Here is a 15,997-nt window from a genome sequence, read left to right on the forward strand (position 1 = left end):
TGGCGTGTGGAGCGACCTCTAGTCCAGGCCGCGCATGATGTGCGGTTCGCCGTCGTCGTCGCCGAAGCAGCGGTGCAGGGTCTGCGCCCGGGCCCACAGGTCCAGGCTGCTCGGCGGCCCGACAGGCGGTGGACCGGCCGGCGCGCTCCGCACGGGGGCCGGGTCCGGCGGAACCTTCGAAGCGATGTCGTCGGTCATCTCCGCCCCTCTCGTCGTACCCCCATGCTCGTCCTCGGACGTCACAGCCGCATCTCCCGGGCTGCGCCGGCGTGGACGGCGGGCCGGGGCCCGCTGCTGGTCGGGGGCGCTTACCCGCCCGGGCCGGCCGGTAACCCCGACTCCGGTCACCGTAGCGGGCCGGACCCGGCGGCACAGCGGGTTTCCCACGCCCGGCGTTCAGCCGCGGCCGTCGAGGAGCCGGTCCAGGTTCGCCGCGGTGCTGATGAGGGCGAGGTGGCTGAACGCCTGCGGGAAGTTGCCGGCCTGCTCCCCGGCCGGGGTGATCTCCTCCGAGTAGAGGCCGAGCTGGCTGCTGTAGGTGAGCATCTTCTCGAAGGTCAACTGCGCGTCGTCGAGCCGGCCGGACTCCGCCAGCGCCTGCACGTACCAGAAGGTGCACATGGTGAAGGTGCTCTCCCCGCCGGCGAGTCCGTCCGACGTGGCGGCCGGGTCGTAGCGGTAGACCAGGCTGTCGGAGACCAGTTCGCCGTCGATCGCCCGCAGGGTCGACTGCCACATCGGATCGGTGGGCGCCACGAGGCCGAGCGAGGGCATGGCGAGCAGCGAGGCGTCGAGCACGTCCGTGCCGTAGTGCTGGACGAACGCCGCACGTCCCGGGTTGTAGCCGCGCGCCATGATCTGCTGGTAGATCCGGTTCCGGGCCTCCGTCCACCGGAGGATGTCGGCGGGTCGCCCGTGCCGGTCGGCCAACCGGACGGCCCGGTCGAGGGCCACCCACGACATCAGTCGCCCGTAGGTGAAGTCCTGACGGCCGGCCCGCGTCTCCCAGATCCCGTCCTCGGGTTCGTCCCAGTGCGCGCAGAGCCAGTCCACCATCCGCACCAGGTGCCGCCAGCTCTCGTGGGAGCCCATCAGGCCGTGCTCGCTGCCGAGGTACACGGCGTTGAGCACCTCGCCGTAGATGTCGAGTTGCAGTTGGTTCGCCGCGCCGTTGCCGATCCGCACCGGCGCGGACCCCCGGTAGCCCTCGAAGTGGTCCAGCACCTCCTCGGTGAGGTCCGGCGAGCCGTCGACGCGGTACATGATCTGCAGGGGCACTCCCCCGGCCTCGGCCTCCCGTATCCGGTCGTCGACCCAGTGCTGGTACTGCCATGCCTCGTCGGTGAAGCCGAGGCTGAGCAGAGCGTGCACCGAGAAGGACGCGTCCCGGATCCAGGTGTAGCGGTAGTCCCAGTTGCGCTCGCCGCCCACCTGTTCGGGCAGCCCGGCGGTGGGGGCGGCGATCAGGGCGCCGGTCGGCGCGTACGTCATGAGCTTGAGCGTCATGGCCGACCGCTCGACCATCTCCCGCCACCGTCCGGTGTAGCAGGAGCGACCGATCCAGCGCCGCCAGAAGTCGCGCGTCTGTTCGAGCAGCTCGCGCGCCTCCTCCGGCGGGTAGGGACGCGGTGGTCCCGGTGCCCCCGTCTCCATGACGAGGCCGCCGGCCTCGCCCTCGTGCAGGGTGGCCAGCAGGCAGACACCCTCCTCGGTCCGCTCGCGCTCGTGTTCGTCACTGAGGCGCTCGGCGTACCGGATGGGACTGAGGGTGAGCAGAGCCTCCGCGCTCCGGAAGATGCTGCCGTCCGGGTGCACCTCCATCTCGTGCCGGTCCCGCCCGTAGTTGAACCGGGGGGTGCACTCCAACCGGAACCGCATGCTGCCGCGGACCATCCTCAGCATCCGGACCAGGCGGTGGTGGTCGGTGGCCCGGTCGCCCGCCACCGGCATGAAGTCCACCAGCTCCCCGACGCCGTCCGCGCTGAGGAAGCGGGTGATGAGGATCGGGGTGCCGGGGAGGTAGAGCTGCTTGCTCGTGTAGTCGACGCCGTCCGGCGTGATCTGGAAGTGGCCGCCGCGACGCCGGTCGAGCAGGCCGCCGAAGATGCTCGGCGAGTCGAAGCGGGGTGCGCAGAACCAGTCCAGCGTGCCGTCCTTGGTGATCAGCGCCGCCGTCTGGAGGTCGCCGATCAGGCCGTGGTCCTCCACCGCGGGGTACGACTGCACCGGGACCTCCCGTCTCGTCTCGCCGCTGCCCCCGGCGTCTACCCCCGCCCCGCCGGCACACACCTGAGCCGCGGCGGTCCCGCCCGGTTGCGCGCCCGAAGCGGCGTCCGTCCGGTTCCCGGTCATCCACTGTTCACAGAACTTGATCTAGACCATTACTTCCAACTCTGTCTATATGGGTGCCAGCACATGCCAATCCCACCCGGATGGAGTCCCATGACCCGCACGCTGCGCGCCACGGCCATCAGCCTCGCCGCGATCCTGGCCGCCACCCTCGGCCTCACCCAGCCCGCCTGGGCCGCCAGCTACTCCGCCTCCCTGACCACCGCCGTCGCCGGCCTCCCCGTGGCCACCGAGGTCCGCACCGGCTACAGCCGCGACCTCTTCCCACACTGGATCGACGCCGACGGCGACGGCTGCAACACCCGCAACGAGGTCCTCTACGCCGAGGCCACCACCAAGCCCACGATCAGCGGCACCTGCACCCTCTCCGGCGGCCGCTGGTACTCCTACTACGACAACGCCTACTGGACGCTCACCGGCGACCTCGACATCGACCACATGGTCCCGCTCGCCGAGGCCTGGGACTCCGGCGCCCGCAACTGGACCACCAGCCGCCGCCAGGCGTACGCCAACGACCTGGGCGACTCCCGGGCGCTCGCCGCGGTCACCGACAACGTCAACCAGGCCAAGGGCGACCAGGATCCGGCCACCTGGATGCCGTCGTACGCCTCCGCCCGCTGCCGCTACATCGGCGAATGGGTCGCCGTGAAGCTCCGGTGGCGGCTCACCGTGGACAGCGCGGAGAAGAGCGCCCTGACCAGCTGGGCCAACAACTGCCCCGCCACGACCATCTCCGTCACCTACGCCTACTGACGCCCGCCCCTCCCCCGACCTTGGAGAGCCTCACGACGACTCTCCAAGGCGGCGGCGGATCCCCTAGTAGTGGTCGTCGATCGGCCGGCGCGCCTCGTCGAACAGGGCCGGCCCCTCGTACCGCACCGGAGGCAGCGGCGGGGTGGCCGGCTTGACCTGCTCGAACTGCTCCGCGGACAGGGCGTACACCACCCGACCGAGGCCGGACTGGGCGATCGCGGTCTCGCACATCGGGCAGGGCTGGCAACTGGTGAACATCGTGGTGGCGGCCGCGACCTCAGGGGCGAGTTCCCGAGCGGCCCAGCGGGCCAGCTTCAGTTCCGGGTGGGCGGTGATGTCGGATTCGGACACCACCGTGTTGTGGTCCTCGACCAGGACGGCGCCGTCCGCACCGACCAGCAACGAGCCGAACGGCCGTTCGCCGGACGCCCCGGCCATGCTGGCGAGTTCCACGGCACGGCGGAGAAACTTCTCGTCGTCGGGAGTCATCTGTCCTCCTGGGATCTGTGGTACGCGGCCACGGCCGCAAGGGTCCGCCAGGCGCGTTCGGGCCGGCGGATCTCGGTCAGGTCGCCGTTGAACGGGTCGAGCACCACCGTCTGCGCGCCGAGCAGGCGGAGCTGGTCGATGTCGGCGACGATCTGGTCGATGGTGCCGACACCGGCAAGCCGGTCCGGGCCGGTGACCGCTTCCCCGGTCTCCCGGAGTGTGATGCGTGGCATCAACGCGGGCACCGGGCGGCCCAGCTCGTCGGCGGTGGCCTTCAGCCGGCCGGCCGCCTCCGCCAGCCATCCGGGCGTGACCCGCAGCGGGTGCCAGGCGTCACCGAGCAGCACGGCGCGACGGATGCCGGCGTCGCTGTTGCCGCCGACCCAGATCGGGATCGCGGCCGTGTCGTAGTCGCCGGTGTTCCGCCAGGCGTCACGCATGACGTGCAGGTACTCGTCGGTCAGCGCGCCGCGCCGCCGGAACGGCACGCCGAGCGCCTCGAACTCCTGCCGGGCCCAGCCGACGCCGACGCCGAGGACGAGCCGGCCGCCGCTGAGCCGGTTGAGGTTCGCCGCCATCCGGGCGGTGAGCAGCGGGTGCCGGTACGGAACGATGAGCACCGTGGTGCCCAGCCGGACCCGCCGGGTCACCCCGGCCAGCCAGGACAGCGTGGTGAACGGCTCGTAGAACGGCGCCGGATACTGCTCGGCCACGTCCGGGGTCACCGCGATGTGATCGGAGACCATCAGCAGGTCGAAGCCGAGGCCCTCGACCGTCTGCGCCCACTGGCGCAGCAGGTCGGGATCGGTGCCCGGGCCGAAGTTCGGTACGTTCACGCCAATCTGCACGCTCCCACGCTAGTCACGCCAGGTCGGGGCTGTGAACACCGTGTTCCCGGCCTTTGCTGGCCTCGGCCGTGAATCCACCGGTAGATTGGCCGCATGGCCGAGGATCTTGATGCTGTCGATTGGTCCATCCTGATCGAGCTGCAGGACGACGGCCGCCTGCCCATCACCGAGCTCAGCCGCCGGGTCAAGCTCAGCGCGTCGGCCACCACCGAACGGGTGAGGCGGCTGGAGGCGACCGGCGTGATCACCGGCTACCGCGCCGAGGTCGACCTCGCCAAGGCGGGCTTCCCCGTGCTCGCGGTGGTCCGGCTGAAGTACCCCGGCAGCCGGCACGAACCGCTGCACCAGCTGCTGGAGCGACGGTCGGAGGTCCTGGAGTGCCTGCGCACCACAGGCGACGACTGTTACGTGCTGAAGGTGGCCGCGACGTCGATGGCGCACCTCGAACAGCTCGTCAACGAACTCGCCGCGCTGGGCAGCACCACCACCAACGTGGTCTACAGCGCCACCCTGCCCTACCGCGGCCCGCGCCCGGCACCGCCCCACTCGTGACCGACGTATCAACGCCCCCGGTATCGATCGGGTCGGGTGTCAGATGCCGGCTGCCGTAGTCGTACACCTTGATCATCGCCGCCGGCCCCGCCGCGGGCACCGTCGTCAACCGTCCGTCCTGGACGAGGTGTCTCCGACAGCTCGTTGTAGCCGTCGGCCGGCTCCTGGCCCGACAGCTCCCTGATTGCCGTCATGATCTCGTCGGTGATGGCGCGCCGGGCCGGCCCGCTACTGCCTGCCGGCTGTTGCGTGAAGTGCAATGGTGTGCCGAACCGCACGGTTATCCGCCCCAGTCGGGGTAGTCGCGCGCCGACGGGCTGGATCTTGTCGGTGCCGAGGACGGCCACGGGGACCACCGGAGCGCCGGAGGCGAGGGCGAGCCAGGCAACGCCGGTTCGGCCGCGGTAGATCCGCCCGTCGCGAGACCGGCTGCCCTCGGGGTGGATGCCGAAGGCTCGCCCGGCCGCGAGGACGTCGAGGGCCACGTGCAGCGACGCCTGGGCCGCCCGGTGGCCGCCTCTCTCCACGGGGATGGCGTTGATGCCGGTGAGGCAGGTGCGGGTCAGCCACCCTTTGAGGCCAGGCAGTCGGAAGTACTCGGCCTTTGCGAGGAAGGCGACCGGTCGGGGTGCCACCAGAGGGATCACCACGCTGTCGATGAAGGAAAGGTGGTTGGCGGCCAGGATCAGCGGACCACGACGCGGGACATTCTCGCGGCCTTCCACCACCGGTCGGAAGGCCAGCCTGCCCAGCGGGGCAAGCACTCGCCGGGTGGTTGTCTGAAGCAGCACGTGATCCTCCGACGGTCAGCAGACGTCACCCGCGCGTAGGCGTGGCAGCCGGTCTGAGATGGGCGTCCAGTGCGGCGCGCAGCAGCGGTTCCACGTTGTCCGTCCGCACCATGATCTGCAGACTGCCCCACTGCCAGAGTTCGGCGATCCCGTGCAGGTTGGCCCACAGCGCGGCGGCGACGACGGATGGCGCGGGTGCGTCGGGCACGTTGGGCCGGGCACGGGAAACCAGGTCAACCAGCACGGCGAACAGGCCCTGGCTGGCCTCCCGCAGACCGATCTCATTGCCCCGCAACAGGTCGCGCCTGAACATGAGCTCGAACATGCCGTGATTGGTACGCGCGAAGTTGAGGTAGAGCCGGCCCAGGGCAAGTAGTTGATCGTAGGGCTCCGTGTCACCACGGGCGTCAATCGTCTCGGCGACCTGCTGGCCGAGCTGCTGATAGCCCACCTGCGCGATGGCCGCCAACAGGGCGAGGTGGGTCGGGAAATAGCGACGCGGCGCGCCATGAGACACCCCAGCCTGGCGGGCGATCTCGCGCAACGTGAGGGCCTGGGTGCCCTCCCGCGCCAGCAGGTCGGCACCAACCGCAACCAAGCGAGCGCGAAGGCTGCTGTCCGGTTCCGGCATAGACAGTGTCTACCACCCTCCCGTAGACACTGTCTATGCCGCCGTAGGTCAGATCGTCGCGACGATCACCTGGCGTTGAAGTAGCTGGCCTCGGGGTGGTGGACGACGATCGCGTCGGTGGCCTGCTCGGGGACGAGCTGGAACTCCTCCGAGAGCTGGACGTTGATCCGCTCGGCGCCGAGCAGCTCCACGATCTTCGCCCGGTCCTCCAGGTCGGGGCAGGCCGGGTAGCCGAACGCGTACCGGCAGCCCCGGTAGTCGGTGCGCAGCAGGCCGGCCAGGTCCGCCGGGTCCTGCTCGGCGACCGTACGCCCACCCGGCAGCACCAGCTCGGCGCGGATCCGCCGGTGCCAGTACTCGGCCAGCGCCTCGGTGAGCTGCACCGACAGGCCGTGCACCTCCAGGTAGTCGCGGTACTCGTTGCCGGCGAACATCTTCGCCGTGTACTCGCTGATCGGCTGCCCGACGGTGACCAGCTGCAACGCCACCACGTCCAACTGCTCGCCCTTCGGCCGGAAGAAGTCGGCCAGGCAGAGCCGGCGCTCCTGCCGCTGCCGGGGGAACGAGAACCGGGCCCGCTCGGCGTGCCCGTTCTCGTCCAGCACCACCAGGTCGTTGCCCTCCGAGTAGGCCGGGAAGTAGCCGTACACCACGGCGGCCTCCAGGACCTGGTCGGCGATGAGCCGGTCCAGCCAGTAGCGCAGCCGCGGCCGCCCCTCGGTCTCCACCAGCTCCTCGTACGACGGGCCCTTGCCGCCCCGGGCGCCGCGCAGCCCCCACTGGCCCAGGAACGTGGCCCGCTCGTCGAGCAGCGCCGCGTAGTCGGCCAGCGGCACGCCCTTGACCACCCGCGTGCCGAAGAACGGCGGGGTGGGCACCTCCACGTCGACGGCCACGTCGGAACGGACCGAGGCGTCGTCCAACTCCGGCAGCGCCTCGCGGACCATGGCCCGCTGCCGCTCCCGCCGCTCCCGGCGGGCCGCCAGGGCGGCCTCCCGCTCCGGGTCGACCACCGGCGCGCCGCCCCGCTTCGCGGCCATCACCCGGTCCATGAGGGACAGCCCCTCGAACGCGTCCCGCGCGTAGTGCACCTGCCCGGGGAACACCGAGCGCAGGTCGTCCTCCACGTACGCGCGGGTGAGGGCCGCACCGCCGAGCAGCACCGGCCAACGCTCGGCCACCCCGCGCGAGGCCATCTCGGCCAGGTTCTCCTTCATGATGACCGTGCTCTTGACCAGCAGGCCGGACATGCCGATGGCGTCGGCCCGGTGCTCCTCGGCCGCGTCGAGGATCGCGTTGATCGGCTGCTTGATGCCGATGTTGACGACGTCGTAGCCATTGTTGGACAGGATGATGTCCACCAGGTTCTTGCCGATGTCGTGCACGTCGCCCTTGACCGTGGCGAGGACGATCCGCCCCTTGCCGTCGTCGTCGGTCTTCTCCATGTGCGGCTCCAGGTAGGCCACCGCGGTCTTCATCACCTCGGCGGACTGGAGCACGAACGGCAGCTGCATCTGGCCGGAGCCGAACAGCTCACCGACCACCTTCATGCCGTCCAGCAGCAGGTCGTTGATGATGGACAGCGGCGTGCGCCCCTCGGCCATGGCCGTGTCCAGGTCGGCCTCCAGGCCGTTGCGCTCGCCGTCGATGATCCGCCGCTTGAGCCGCTCCTCCAGCGGCAGCGCCGCCAGCTCCTCGGCCCGGGTGGCCCGCGCCGAGGCCGCGTCGACGCCCTCGAAGACCTCGATGAACCGCTGCACCGGGTCGTAGCCCTCGCGACGCCGGTCGTAGACCAGGTCGAGCGCGATCTCGCGCTGCTCGTCGGGGATCTTCGACATCGGCAGGATCTTGCTGGCGTGCACGATGGCCGAGGTCAGGCCGGCCCGCGCGCACTCGTGCAAAAACACCGAGTTGAGCACCTGCCGGGCCGCCGGGTTCAGGCCGAAGGAGATGTTCGAGATACCCAGGGTGAAGTTGACCCCCGGGTAGCGGGCGGCGATCTCCCGGATCGCCTCGATCGTCTCGATCCCGTCGCGGCGGGTCTCCTCCTGGCCGGTGGCGATCGGGAAGGTCAGCGCGTCGATGAGGATGTCCTCCCGGCGCAGCCCCCACCGGCCGGTCAGGTCGTCGATCAGCCGGCCCGCGACGCGTACCTTCCAGTCCCGGGTGCGGGCCTGGCCCTCCTCGTCGATGAGCAGCGCCACCACGGCGGCGCCGTGCTCCCGGACCACCGGCATGACCCGCGCGTAGCGGGACTCCGGGCCGTCGCCGTCCTCGAAGTTCACCGAGTTGACCACGCAGCGGCCGCCGAGCATCTCCAGCCCCGCCTCGACCACGGCCGGCTCGGTCGAGTCCAGCATGATCGGCAGGGTGGAGGCCGTGGCGAACCGGCCGGCCAGCTCGCGCATGTCCTGCGCGCCGTCCCGGCCGACGTAGTCCACGCACAGGTCCAGCAGGTGCGAGCCGTCCCGGGCCTGGCCGCGGGCGATCTCCACACAGGCCTGCCAGTCGGCCGCGAGCATCGCCTCCCGGAACGCCTTGGAGCCGTTGGCGTTGGTCCGCTCCCCCACCATGAGGATGCTGGCGTCCTGGGCGAACGGCACGTGGTGGTAGATCGAGGCGACACCCGCCTCGGGGCGCGGCTCCCGGGCCACCGGCCGCCGCCCGCGCAGCCGCTCGACCAGCACCCGGATGTGCTCCGGGGTGGTGCCGCAGCAGCCGCCGACGAGGCCCACGCCGTAGTCGGTGACGAACTGCTCCAGGGCGTCGGCCAGCTCGACCGGGCTCAGCGGGAAGTACGCCCCGTCGGCGGTCAGCACGGGCAGGCCGGCGTTCGGCATCACCGAGACCGGGATGCGCGCGTGCTGGGACAGGTAGCGCAGGTGCTCGCCCATCTCGGCCGGGCCGGTCGAGCAGTTGAGGCCGATCAGGTCGACGCCGAGCGGCTCGATGGCGGTCAGCGCGGCGCCGATCTCGCTGCCCAGCAGCATGGTGCCGGTGGTCTCCACGGCCACCTGGCAGATGATCGGGACGTCCCGCCCCAGCTCGGCGCGGGCCCGCTTCGACCCGACCACCGCGGCCTTGACCTGGAGCAGGTCCTGGCAGGTCTCGATGATCAGCGCGTCCGCCCCACCGGCGATCAGGCCGGCGGCGTTCTCCTGGTACGCGTCCCGCAGCGTGGCGTACGACGCGTGCCCGAGGGTGGGCAGCTTGGTGCCGGGGCCCATCGAGCCGAGCACGAACCGCGGCTGGTCCGGCGTCGCGTACGCGTCGGCGGCCTCCCGGGCGAGCCGCGCGCCGGCCTCGGACAGCTCGCGGATGCGCTCCGCGATGCCGTACTCGGCGAGGTTGGGCAGGTTGGCGCCGAAGGTGTTGGTCTCCACGCAGTCCGCCCCGGCGGCCAGGTAGGCCTCGTGCACGCTCCGGACCACGTCGGGCCGGGTGACGTTGAGGATCTCGTTGCAACCCTCGAGGCCGTCGAAGTCGTCCAGGGTCAGGTCGGCCGCCTGCAGCATCGTCCCCATCGCCCCGTCGGCGATCAGGATCCGGTCCGCCAGCACATCGAGCAACGAAGTCCGCACAGGGCCAGGTTAGTGCGGCGCGGCCGGGACGGGTCACCGCAACCTGCGCTTCCCACATACTGTCAGCGGGATCACCGCGTACGTTTCATCCGGTTCGCCCGAGTGGTCGGGCCGGGCGACCGGCGCGGCCGACGGGCCGCGTCCGGCGGCGGCACGTAGGCTGGCGGACGTGAAGGACATCAGCGACGCGACCGTGCGACGGGTGGGGTGACGGCGTGACCGAGTTCGACGGACTGCCGGTGCTGCGGTCTCCCGTCGCCATCGCCGCCTTCGAGGGCTGGAACGACGCCGCGGACGCGTCCACCGCGGCCGTGGAACACCTGGAGCAGGTCTGGCAGGCCCGGCAGGTGACCGAGCTGGACCCGGAGGACTTCTACGACTTCCAGGTGAGCCGGCCGACCATCACCATGGCCGACGGCGAGACCCGCCGGGTCGAGTGGCCGACCACCCGCTTCATGGTGGCCAGCCCGGAGGGCACCGAACGGGACGTGGTGCTCATCCGCGGCATCGAGCCGAGCATGCGGTGGCGCACCTTCTGCGAGCAGGTGCTGGAGATCTGCCACAGCCTGGAGGTCGAACGGGTGGTGCTGCTCGGCGCGCTGCTGGCCGACGTGCCGTACACCCGGCCCCTGCCGATCAGCGGCAGCGCCTCGGACGCCGACGCCGCCAAGCGCTACCAGCTCACCCCCACCCGCTACGACGGGCCGACCGGGATCGTCGGGGTGCTGCACGACGCCTGCACCCGGGCCGAGGTGGACGCCGTGTCCTTCTGGGTGCACGTGCCCCACTACGCCAACAACCCGCCCTGCCCCAAGGCCACCCTGGCGCTGCTGCACCGGGTCGAGGAGGTGCTCGACCTGCCGGTGCCCATGGCCGACCTGGCCGAGGAGGCCGCCGAGTGGGAGCAGCGGGTGCGCAGCGCCGCCGAGCAGGACGCCGAGCTGGGCGAGTACGTCCGCGAGCTGGAGGAGCGGGTCGGCGACGCCGGCATCACCCCGCTGACCGGTGACGAGATCGCCCAGGAGTTCGAGAAGTACCTGCGCCGCCGGGGCGGCTCCGCCGGCCCCACCGCCGGCTCCTGGTAACACCCTTTCCGTCGAAGCCGGGTCCTGCCGAGGGCCCGGCTTCTTCGTGTCCGGGGTGGCGAGGTCACGTCCTCTACGGCATCCTAGGAACCTAGCTGTCATGAGGAGGCGGGCATGCAGATCAATCCCGGCGCGGCCGAGTTCCCGCACCGGCAGATCGCCGCGCAGCTCAAGGCCCAGGTGCGCCGCGGCGACTGGGGACCCGGCGAGCGGCTGCCGTCCATCCCGGCCATCGCCGAGATGTTCGGCGTGGCCAAGCAGACCGTGCAGCGCGCCGTCGACCAGCTGCGGGTCGAGGGCATCCTGATCACCAAACCGGGCTCCGGTACGTACGTCCGGGGCACCCGGCGCCGGCTCAACCGACTCTCCCGGGGCCGGTACGGCGGCTTCCGCGGCTACCACACCGACCTGGCCGCCCGGTACCGGCAGCAGCTCGTCTCCGTGGGCCGGTCCCCCGCCCCGCCCGAGGTGGCCGACGCGTTCGGGGTGGCCGACGGCACCGAACTGCTCTGCCGGCGGCACCTCGTCCGCACCGACGACTCACCCGTCGAGGTGGGCGCCTCCTGGTTCCTGCCCGCCGACACCGCCGGCACCTCCCTCGAACGGGCCGAGGCGTTCGGCCGCCCGCTCTACCAGGAGGCCGAGGAGGCCACCGGCCGCCGGTACGTCACCGCGACCGACACCATCAGCGCCCGCCAGCCCAGCCGGGAGGAGGCCGAGATCCTCCAGATCCGGCCGGACACCCCGGTGCTGCACCTGCTGCACGTCGCCTACGACGCCCAACGCAAGCCGATCGAGGTCGCCCACGCCACCTGGCCCGGCCCGATGACCACGCTCACCGAGGAGTACCGCATCCCCGCCCCGGCCGAGGACCCCGACCCCGACCCGGGCCTGGTCCTGGGCTGACGCGCCCGGCCAGCCGACCATGGAGTCGTGGCGGTGAACGGAAGCCGCCAACTCGGCAGAACGACCGCCACAAGTCCATGACCAGCCGGGCGTCGGCCCGCGTGCCCGCGGGCGGGGGTGGGACCTACAGGCGGACGCCGAGGAGGGCGTCCACGGTGTCGGCGAACAGCTTCGGGGCGGCGGCGTCGTCGGCCACGCCGGCGAGGGCCTGGTCGGCCCAGGCGTCGGCGACGGCCAGGGCGCCGGGGGTGTCCAGGTCGTCGGCCAGGCGGGCGCGTACGCCGGCCAGAAGCTCCTCGCCCGACGGGCCGGCCGGCGCGGCGGCGGCCCGGCGCCAGCGGGCCAGCCGCTCCCGCGCCGCGACGAGCAGCTCGTCGGTCCACGAGCGGTCGCTGCGGTAGTGCCCGCTGAGCAGCGCCAGCCGCACCGCCATGGGGTCGACCTGGTCGGCCCGCAGCCGGGAGACGAAGACCAGGTTGCCCTTCGACTTCGACATCTTCTCGCCGTCGAGGCCGATCATGCCGGCGTGCACGTAGTGGTCGGCGAACGGGGCCTGGCCGGTCAGCCGCTCGGCGTGCGCCGCCGAACACTCGTGGTGCGGGAAGAGCAGGTCGTTGCCGCCGCCCTGCACGGCGATCCGGTCGCCGAGCAGGTTCAGCGCGATGACCGCGCACTCGATGTGCCAGCCGGGACGGCCGGCGCCCAGCTCGCCGCCGGGCCAGGACGGCTCGCCCTCGCGGGCGCCGCGCCACAGCAGCGGGTCGAGCGGGTCCCGCTTGCCGGCCCGGTCCGGGTCGCCGCCGCGCTCCGGGAAGATCTCCAGCATCTGCTCACGGGACAGGTTGGACTCGTAGCCGAACGCGGGGGCGGCGGCCACGTCGAAGTAGACGTCGCCGGTGCCGTCGTCGAGCCGGTACGCCGCGCCGTCCTTGAGCAGCACGAGAACCTTCTCGGCGATGTCCGGGATCGACTCGACCGCGCCGACGTAGTGCGCCGGCGGGATGATCCGCAGCGCCTCCATGTCCTCGCGGAACAGGGCGGTCTCCCGCATGGCCAGGACCTTCCAGTCCTCGCCGTCGCGCTCGGCCCGCTCCAGCAGCGGGTCGTCGATGTCGGTGACGTTCTGCACGTACCGCACCGTCAGGCCGGCGTCCCGCCACATCCGCTGCACCAGGTCGAACGTGATCATGGTGGCGGCGTGGCCGAGGTGGGTGGCGTCGTACGGGGTGATGCCGCAGACGTACATGCTTGCCGCGCCGTCGGGCTGACTGGGGTGGAGACCTTGCCGCGCCGAGTCGTACAACCTCAGTGGCTCGCCCTTGCCCGGCAGCCGTGGCACCTCATGTCCCGCCCAAGACTCCATGAACGCCAGCCTAACGAGCCGTCAGGCGCTCGGGTGGCGCGCCTCGGGTGATCAACGCGACAGCGGCTCACATGGGCGGCCAGGGCATGGCCGGCCACTCCTCCGGTGGCAGCGGGAACCGCCCGGTCTCCCGCAGCCGGTCCACCCGGGCCGCCACCTCGGCGACCTCGCTGAGGGTGAGGTGCTCGGCCAGTTCGTCGCCGAGCGCCCCGGTGAGCTGGCCGGCCAGCCCGTCGAGCATCTCCACCGCGTCCTGCGGAAGCCGCCGGCCGGCCCAGCCCCAGAGCACGGTGCGCAGCTTCTCCTCGACGTGGAAGCAGACCCCGTGGTCCACCCCGAAGATCCGGTCATCGGCGCCGACGAGCACGTGACCGCCCTTGCGGTCGGCGTTGTTGATCACGGCGTCGAGGACGGCCAGCCGGGCCAGCCGTGGGTCGTCGGCGTGCGCCAGCGCGTACGCGGCCCCGTCGTCGTCGCGCGCCGCGGCGACCGGGAACCAGCGCGGCGGGACCGTCTCGGCCGGCACGAAGCCGACAAGCGGCTCGGCGTCCTCCGGCTCGTCGATCCAGAGCTGGCAGGAGCCGGGACCGAACGGGCCGTCGCGCAGCACCGTCGGCGGCACCAGGTCCCAGCCGGTGGCCTGGGACACCAGGTAGGCCGACACCTCGCGGCCGGCGAGCGTCCCGTCCGGGAAGTCCCAGAGCGGCCGCTCGCCGCGGACCGGCTTGTAGACGCAGTGCGCGGTCACCCCGTCGAGGGTGACGATGCCGCGCAGGGTGGCGTTGGAGGCGTCGACCAGCCGCCCCTCCAGGGTCAGCTCACCGTCGCTGAGCAGTCGCAGCGAGGCGGCGGCACCCTGTCGGGGCTGAAGTTCCGACGAGGTCACCGGTGATAACCGTTGTGCCGGGGGCAGAGGTGACCGGCGGGGTCGAGCGGCTGGCCGCAGAGCGGGCAGGGCGGGCGACCCGCGTTCACCACCCGGCGGGCCCGCTCGATGAACGCGCGGGTCGCCTCGGGGGTCAACCGGACGCGGAGCCGGTCGAGGTCGTCGTCGGGCTCGTCCGGTTCCTCGTCCTCGTCGTCGTCGGCGTCGCCCAGCTCGACCTCGACCTCCGTCTCACCGACGGCGATCGCCTCGATCACCACGGTGGCGGTGTCGACATCGAAGGCCAGGCCCAGGGTGCCGACCCGGAACTCCTCGTCGACCGGGGTGTCCAGCGGGTCGTTGTCGCCGGTCACCGGGGTCGCCTCCGGCAGCTCGACGCCGAACCGGCGCTGCGCCTCGGAGAGCAGCTCCTCCAGCTTCTCGGCGAGCAGGGACACCTGGACCTTCTCCAGCGCGACGCTGACCAGCCGGCCACCGCCGCGCGCCTGGAGGAAGAACGTGCGCTCCCCCGGGGCGCCGACGGTCCCGGCGACGAACCGCTCCGGCGGCTCGAAGGCGTGCACCTGGTGGGTCATACCCACGACCCTATCCGGCGGGCGGAACCGTCGCGCAGCGCACCGACGCCGAATCCGCCCAGGGCGAAACGCCATGGCCGAGCACGGCCGTCGCCGGGCGTGGCGGGCCCGCTCACGGGGCTGCCGTTCCTGGGCGTGGTGGAGCCGCTCACCGGGCCGCCCCGGCGCCGCCGCCCACCGCCGCGTCCGAGTCGGTCGCTTTCGTCGCCCGCCGGCGCCGCTTGCGCGGCGGGACGAGGCCGGCCAGGTCGCCGCCGGTGTCGTTGAGCCGGACCAGGAAGGGCCGCAGCGGCGTGTAGCGGATCGCGGTCACCGACGCCGGGTCGGCCACGATCCGCTGGAAAAGATCCAGGTGTACGCCGAGCGCGTCGGCCACGATCGCCTTGATCACATCGCCGTGGCTGCATGCCAGCCAGACCGCCTCGGGCCCGTGCTCGGCGCTGATCCGGGCGTCCCAGGCGCGCACCGCGGCAACCGCCCGCGCCGACATCGCCGCCATCGACTCGCCCTCGGGGAAGACGGCGGCGCTCGGGTGCTGCTGCACCACCGGCCAGAGCGGCTCCTTCGCCAGCTTCTTCAGCGGCTGGCCCTCCCAGGCGCCGTAGCCGCACTCGATCAGCCCCTCCTCGACCACCGGCTCGGCGCCGGGCAGGGCCAGCTCGAGGGTCTGCCGGCAGCGGATCAGTGGGCTGGTCACCACGGCCGCGAGGGGCAACCCCTTGAGCCGCTCGCCGACCGCCGCCGCCTGGCCGCGCCCGGTCTCGTCCAGCTCGACCGGTTGCCGACCGGCCAGGCCCCCGTCGGCGTTCGCGGTGGTCCGGCCGTGTCGCAGAAGCAGAAGGGTCGCCACGCTTACTACCCTAGGTGCTCCCACCCCCTTGATCGACTCCACCACGCGATGTGGCGGTATCACCGGCCCTTCGACACCGCCACCTCCCCGACCTGGCGTCCAGCGCGCGGGTCAGGCCGCAAGGACATCCGGTCGGGGCTGCGACGATCGATCTGTCCACGGCGCGTGGCCGGGGCATCTCGCGACGGGGTCAGGCGCGCGCTCCATCCGGCGGGCGTGACGGCGGACACGTCGCCGCCCGGAACACCGGACCCGGTCGGGCCGTTGTGCAGAGCGTCGGTGTGTCCAGTGTCCCCGGGCCTCACCTAAATTGCCTTCGCGGAATACCGTCCGGCTGG

The 15,997-nt window shown here is 72.0% G+C and carries 15 protein-coding genes; 4 read left to right on the forward strand and 11 right to left on the reverse strand.

The window, feature by feature from the left end:
* Positions 1-18: 18 nt before the first annotated feature.
* Both NLX85_RS20350 and NLX85_RS20355 read right to left on the reverse strand, forming a co-directional pair.
* Positions 19-198, reverse strand: coding sequence for a hypothetical protein (locus NLX85_RS20350; protein ID WP_107074514.1), 180 nt, complete (start codon positions 196-198; stop codon positions 19-21).
* 198 nt (positions 199-396) lie between these two features.
* A complete protein-coding gene (locus NLX85_RS20355) occupies positions 397-2,226 on the reverse strand; it encodes a glycoside hydrolase family 15 protein (protein WP_254337417.1) in 1,830 nt (609 codons plus the stop codon).
* Between the two features lie 216 nt (positions 2,227-2,442).
* On the opposite strand from NLX85_RS20355, the gene NLX85_RS20360 reads away from it, so the two are divergent.
* Positions 2,443-3,102, forward strand: coding sequence for an HNH endonuclease family protein (locus NLX85_RS20360; protein WP_254337419.1), 660 nt, complete (start codon positions 2,443-2,445; stop codon positions 3,100-3,102).
* Between the two features lie 63 nt (positions 3,103-3,165).
* On the opposite strand, the gene NLX85_RS20365 is transcribed toward NLX85_RS20360, so the two are convergent.
* A complete protein-coding gene (locus NLX85_RS20365; protein ID WP_254337421.1) occupies positions 3,166-3,591 on the reverse strand; it encodes a nucleoside deaminase in 426 nt (141 codons plus the stop codon).
* On the reverse strand, positions 3,588-4,439 hold the full coding sequence (locus NLX85_RS20370; protein ID WP_254337423.1) for a TIGR03619 family F420-dependent LLM class oxidoreductase: 852 nt from the start codon (positions 4,437-4,439) through the stop codon (positions 3,588-3,590). The genes NLX85_RS20365 and NLX85_RS20370 overlap by 4 nt, the downstream gene beginning before the upstream one ends.
* 93 nt (positions 4,440-4,532) lie before the next feature.
* Here NLX85_RS20370 and NLX85_RS20375 point away from each other — a divergent pair, with 93 nt between their 5' ends.
* Positions 4,533-4,991, forward strand: a complete 459-nt coding sequence (locus tag NLX85_RS20375; protein WP_254337425.1) for an Lrp/AsnC family transcriptional regulator — start codon at positions 4,533-4,535, stop codon at positions 4,989-4,991.
* 8 nt (positions 4,992-4,999) lie between these two features.
* On the opposite strand, the gene NLX85_RS20380 is transcribed toward NLX85_RS20375, so the two are convergent.
* From NLX85_RS20380 to metH, 3 genes are all read right to left on the reverse strand, one after another.
* On the reverse strand, positions 5,000-5,782 hold the full coding sequence (locus NLX85_RS20380) for a 1-acyl-sn-glycerol-3-phosphate acyltransferase (protein WP_254337427.1): 783 nt from the start codon (positions 5,780-5,782) through the stop codon (positions 5,000-5,002).
* 25 nt (positions 5,783-5,807) lie between these two features.
* The gene (locus tag NLX85_RS20385) at positions 5,808-6,413 is read right to left on the reverse strand and encodes a TetR/AcrR family transcriptional regulator (RefSeq protein WP_254337429.1); all 606 of its coding nucleotides are present in this window, start codon (positions 6,411-6,413) and stop codon (positions 5,808-5,810) included.
* A 65-nt stretch (positions 6,414-6,478) separates the two neighbouring features.
* Complete coding sequence (gene metH / locus NLX85_RS20390) at positions 6,479-9,994, reverse strand: methionine synthase (RefSeq protein WP_254337430.1); 3,516 nt, start codon at positions 9,992-9,994, stop codon at positions 6,479-6,481.
* Positions 9,995-10,209: 215 nt separating this feature from the next.
* On the opposite strand from metH, the gene NLX85_RS20395 reads away from it, so the two are divergent.
* Positions 10,210-11,079, forward strand: a complete 870-nt coding sequence (locus tag NLX85_RS20395; RefSeq protein ID WP_030504102.1) for a PAC2 family protein — start codon at positions 10,210-10,212, stop codon at positions 11,077-11,079.
* Positions 11,080-11,193: 114 nt separating this feature from the next.
* On the forward strand, positions 11,194-11,985 hold the full coding sequence (locus tag NLX85_RS20400; RefSeq protein WP_254337432.1) for a GntR family transcriptional regulator: 792 nt from the start codon (positions 11,194-11,196) through the stop codon (positions 11,983-11,985).
* Positions 11,986-12,109: 124 nt separating this feature from the next.
* Here NLX85_RS20400 and mshC read toward each other — a convergent pair whose 3' ends face one another.
* From mshC to NLX85_RS20420, 4 genes are all read right to left on the reverse strand, one after another.
* Positions 12,110-13,348 carry a cysteine--1-D-myo-inosityl 2-amino-2-deoxy-alpha-D-glucopyranoside ligase gene (gene mshC, locus NLX85_RS20405; RefSeq protein WP_254337434.1) on the reverse strand — a complete coding sequence of 413 codons (1,239 nt, stop codon included), beginning with the start codon at positions 13,346-13,348 and terminating at the stop codon, positions 12,110-12,112.
* A 67-nt stretch (positions 13,349-13,415) separates the two neighbouring features.
* Complete coding sequence (locus tag NLX85_RS20410; RefSeq protein ID WP_254337436.1) at positions 13,416-14,234, reverse strand: SCO1664 family protein; 819 nt, start codon at positions 14,232-14,234, stop codon at positions 13,416-13,418.
* Entirely contained in the window at positions 14,231-14,809 is a 579-nt protein-coding gene (locus NLX85_RS20415) for a DUF3090 domain-containing protein (RefSeq protein ID WP_254337438.1), read from the reverse strand. The genes NLX85_RS20410 and NLX85_RS20415 overlap by 4 nt, the downstream gene beginning before the upstream one ends.
* A 148-nt stretch (positions 14,810-14,957) precedes the next feature.
* The gene (locus NLX85_RS20420) at positions 14,958-15,659 is read right to left on the reverse strand and encodes a histidine phosphatase family protein (RefSeq protein WP_254337440.1); all 702 of its coding nucleotides are present in this window, start codon (positions 15,657-15,659) and stop codon (positions 14,958-14,960) included.
* Between the last annotated feature and the right edge of the window lie 338 nt (positions 15,660-15,997).

Origin of the sequence: Micromonospora sp. A3M-1-15 (assembly GCF_024213425.1) — a bacterium.
GTDB lineage: Bacteria > Actinomycetota > Actinomycetes > Mycobacteriales > Micromonosporaceae > Micromonospora > Micromonospora chersina.

Coding starts and splice junctions, on each gene's coding strand:
- NLX85_RS20350 (WP_107074514.1), bottom strand. CDS start 198: ATGACCGACGACATCGCTTCGAAGGTTCCGCCGGACCCGGCCCCCGTG.
- NLX85_RS20375 (WP_254337425.1), top strand. CDS start 4,533: ATGGCCGAGGATCTTGATGCTGTCGATTGGTCCATCCTGATCGAGCTG.
- NLX85_RS20400 (WP_254337432.1), top strand. CDS start 11,194: ATGCAGATCAATCCCGGCGCGGCCGAGTTCCCGCACCGGCAGATCGCC.
- NLX85_RS20360 (WP_254337419.1), top strand. CDS start 2,443: ATGACCCGCACGCTGCGCGCCACGGCCATCAGCCTCGCCGCGATCCTG.
- mshC (WP_254337434.1), bottom strand. CDS start 13,348: ATGGAGTCTTGGGCGGGACATGAGGTGCCACGGCTGCCGGGCAAGGGC.
- NLX85_RS20415 (WP_254337438.1), bottom strand. CDS start 14,809: ATGACCCACCAGGTGCACGCCTTCGAGCCGCCGGAGCGGTTCGTCGCC.
- NLX85_RS20365 (WP_254337421.1), bottom strand. CDS start 3,591: ATGACTCCCGACGACGAGAAGTTTCTCCGCCGTGCCGTGGAACTCGCC.
- NLX85_RS20385 (WP_254337429.1), bottom strand. CDS start 6,413: ATGCCGGAACCGGACAGCAGCCTTCGCGCTCGCTTGGTTGCGGTTGGT.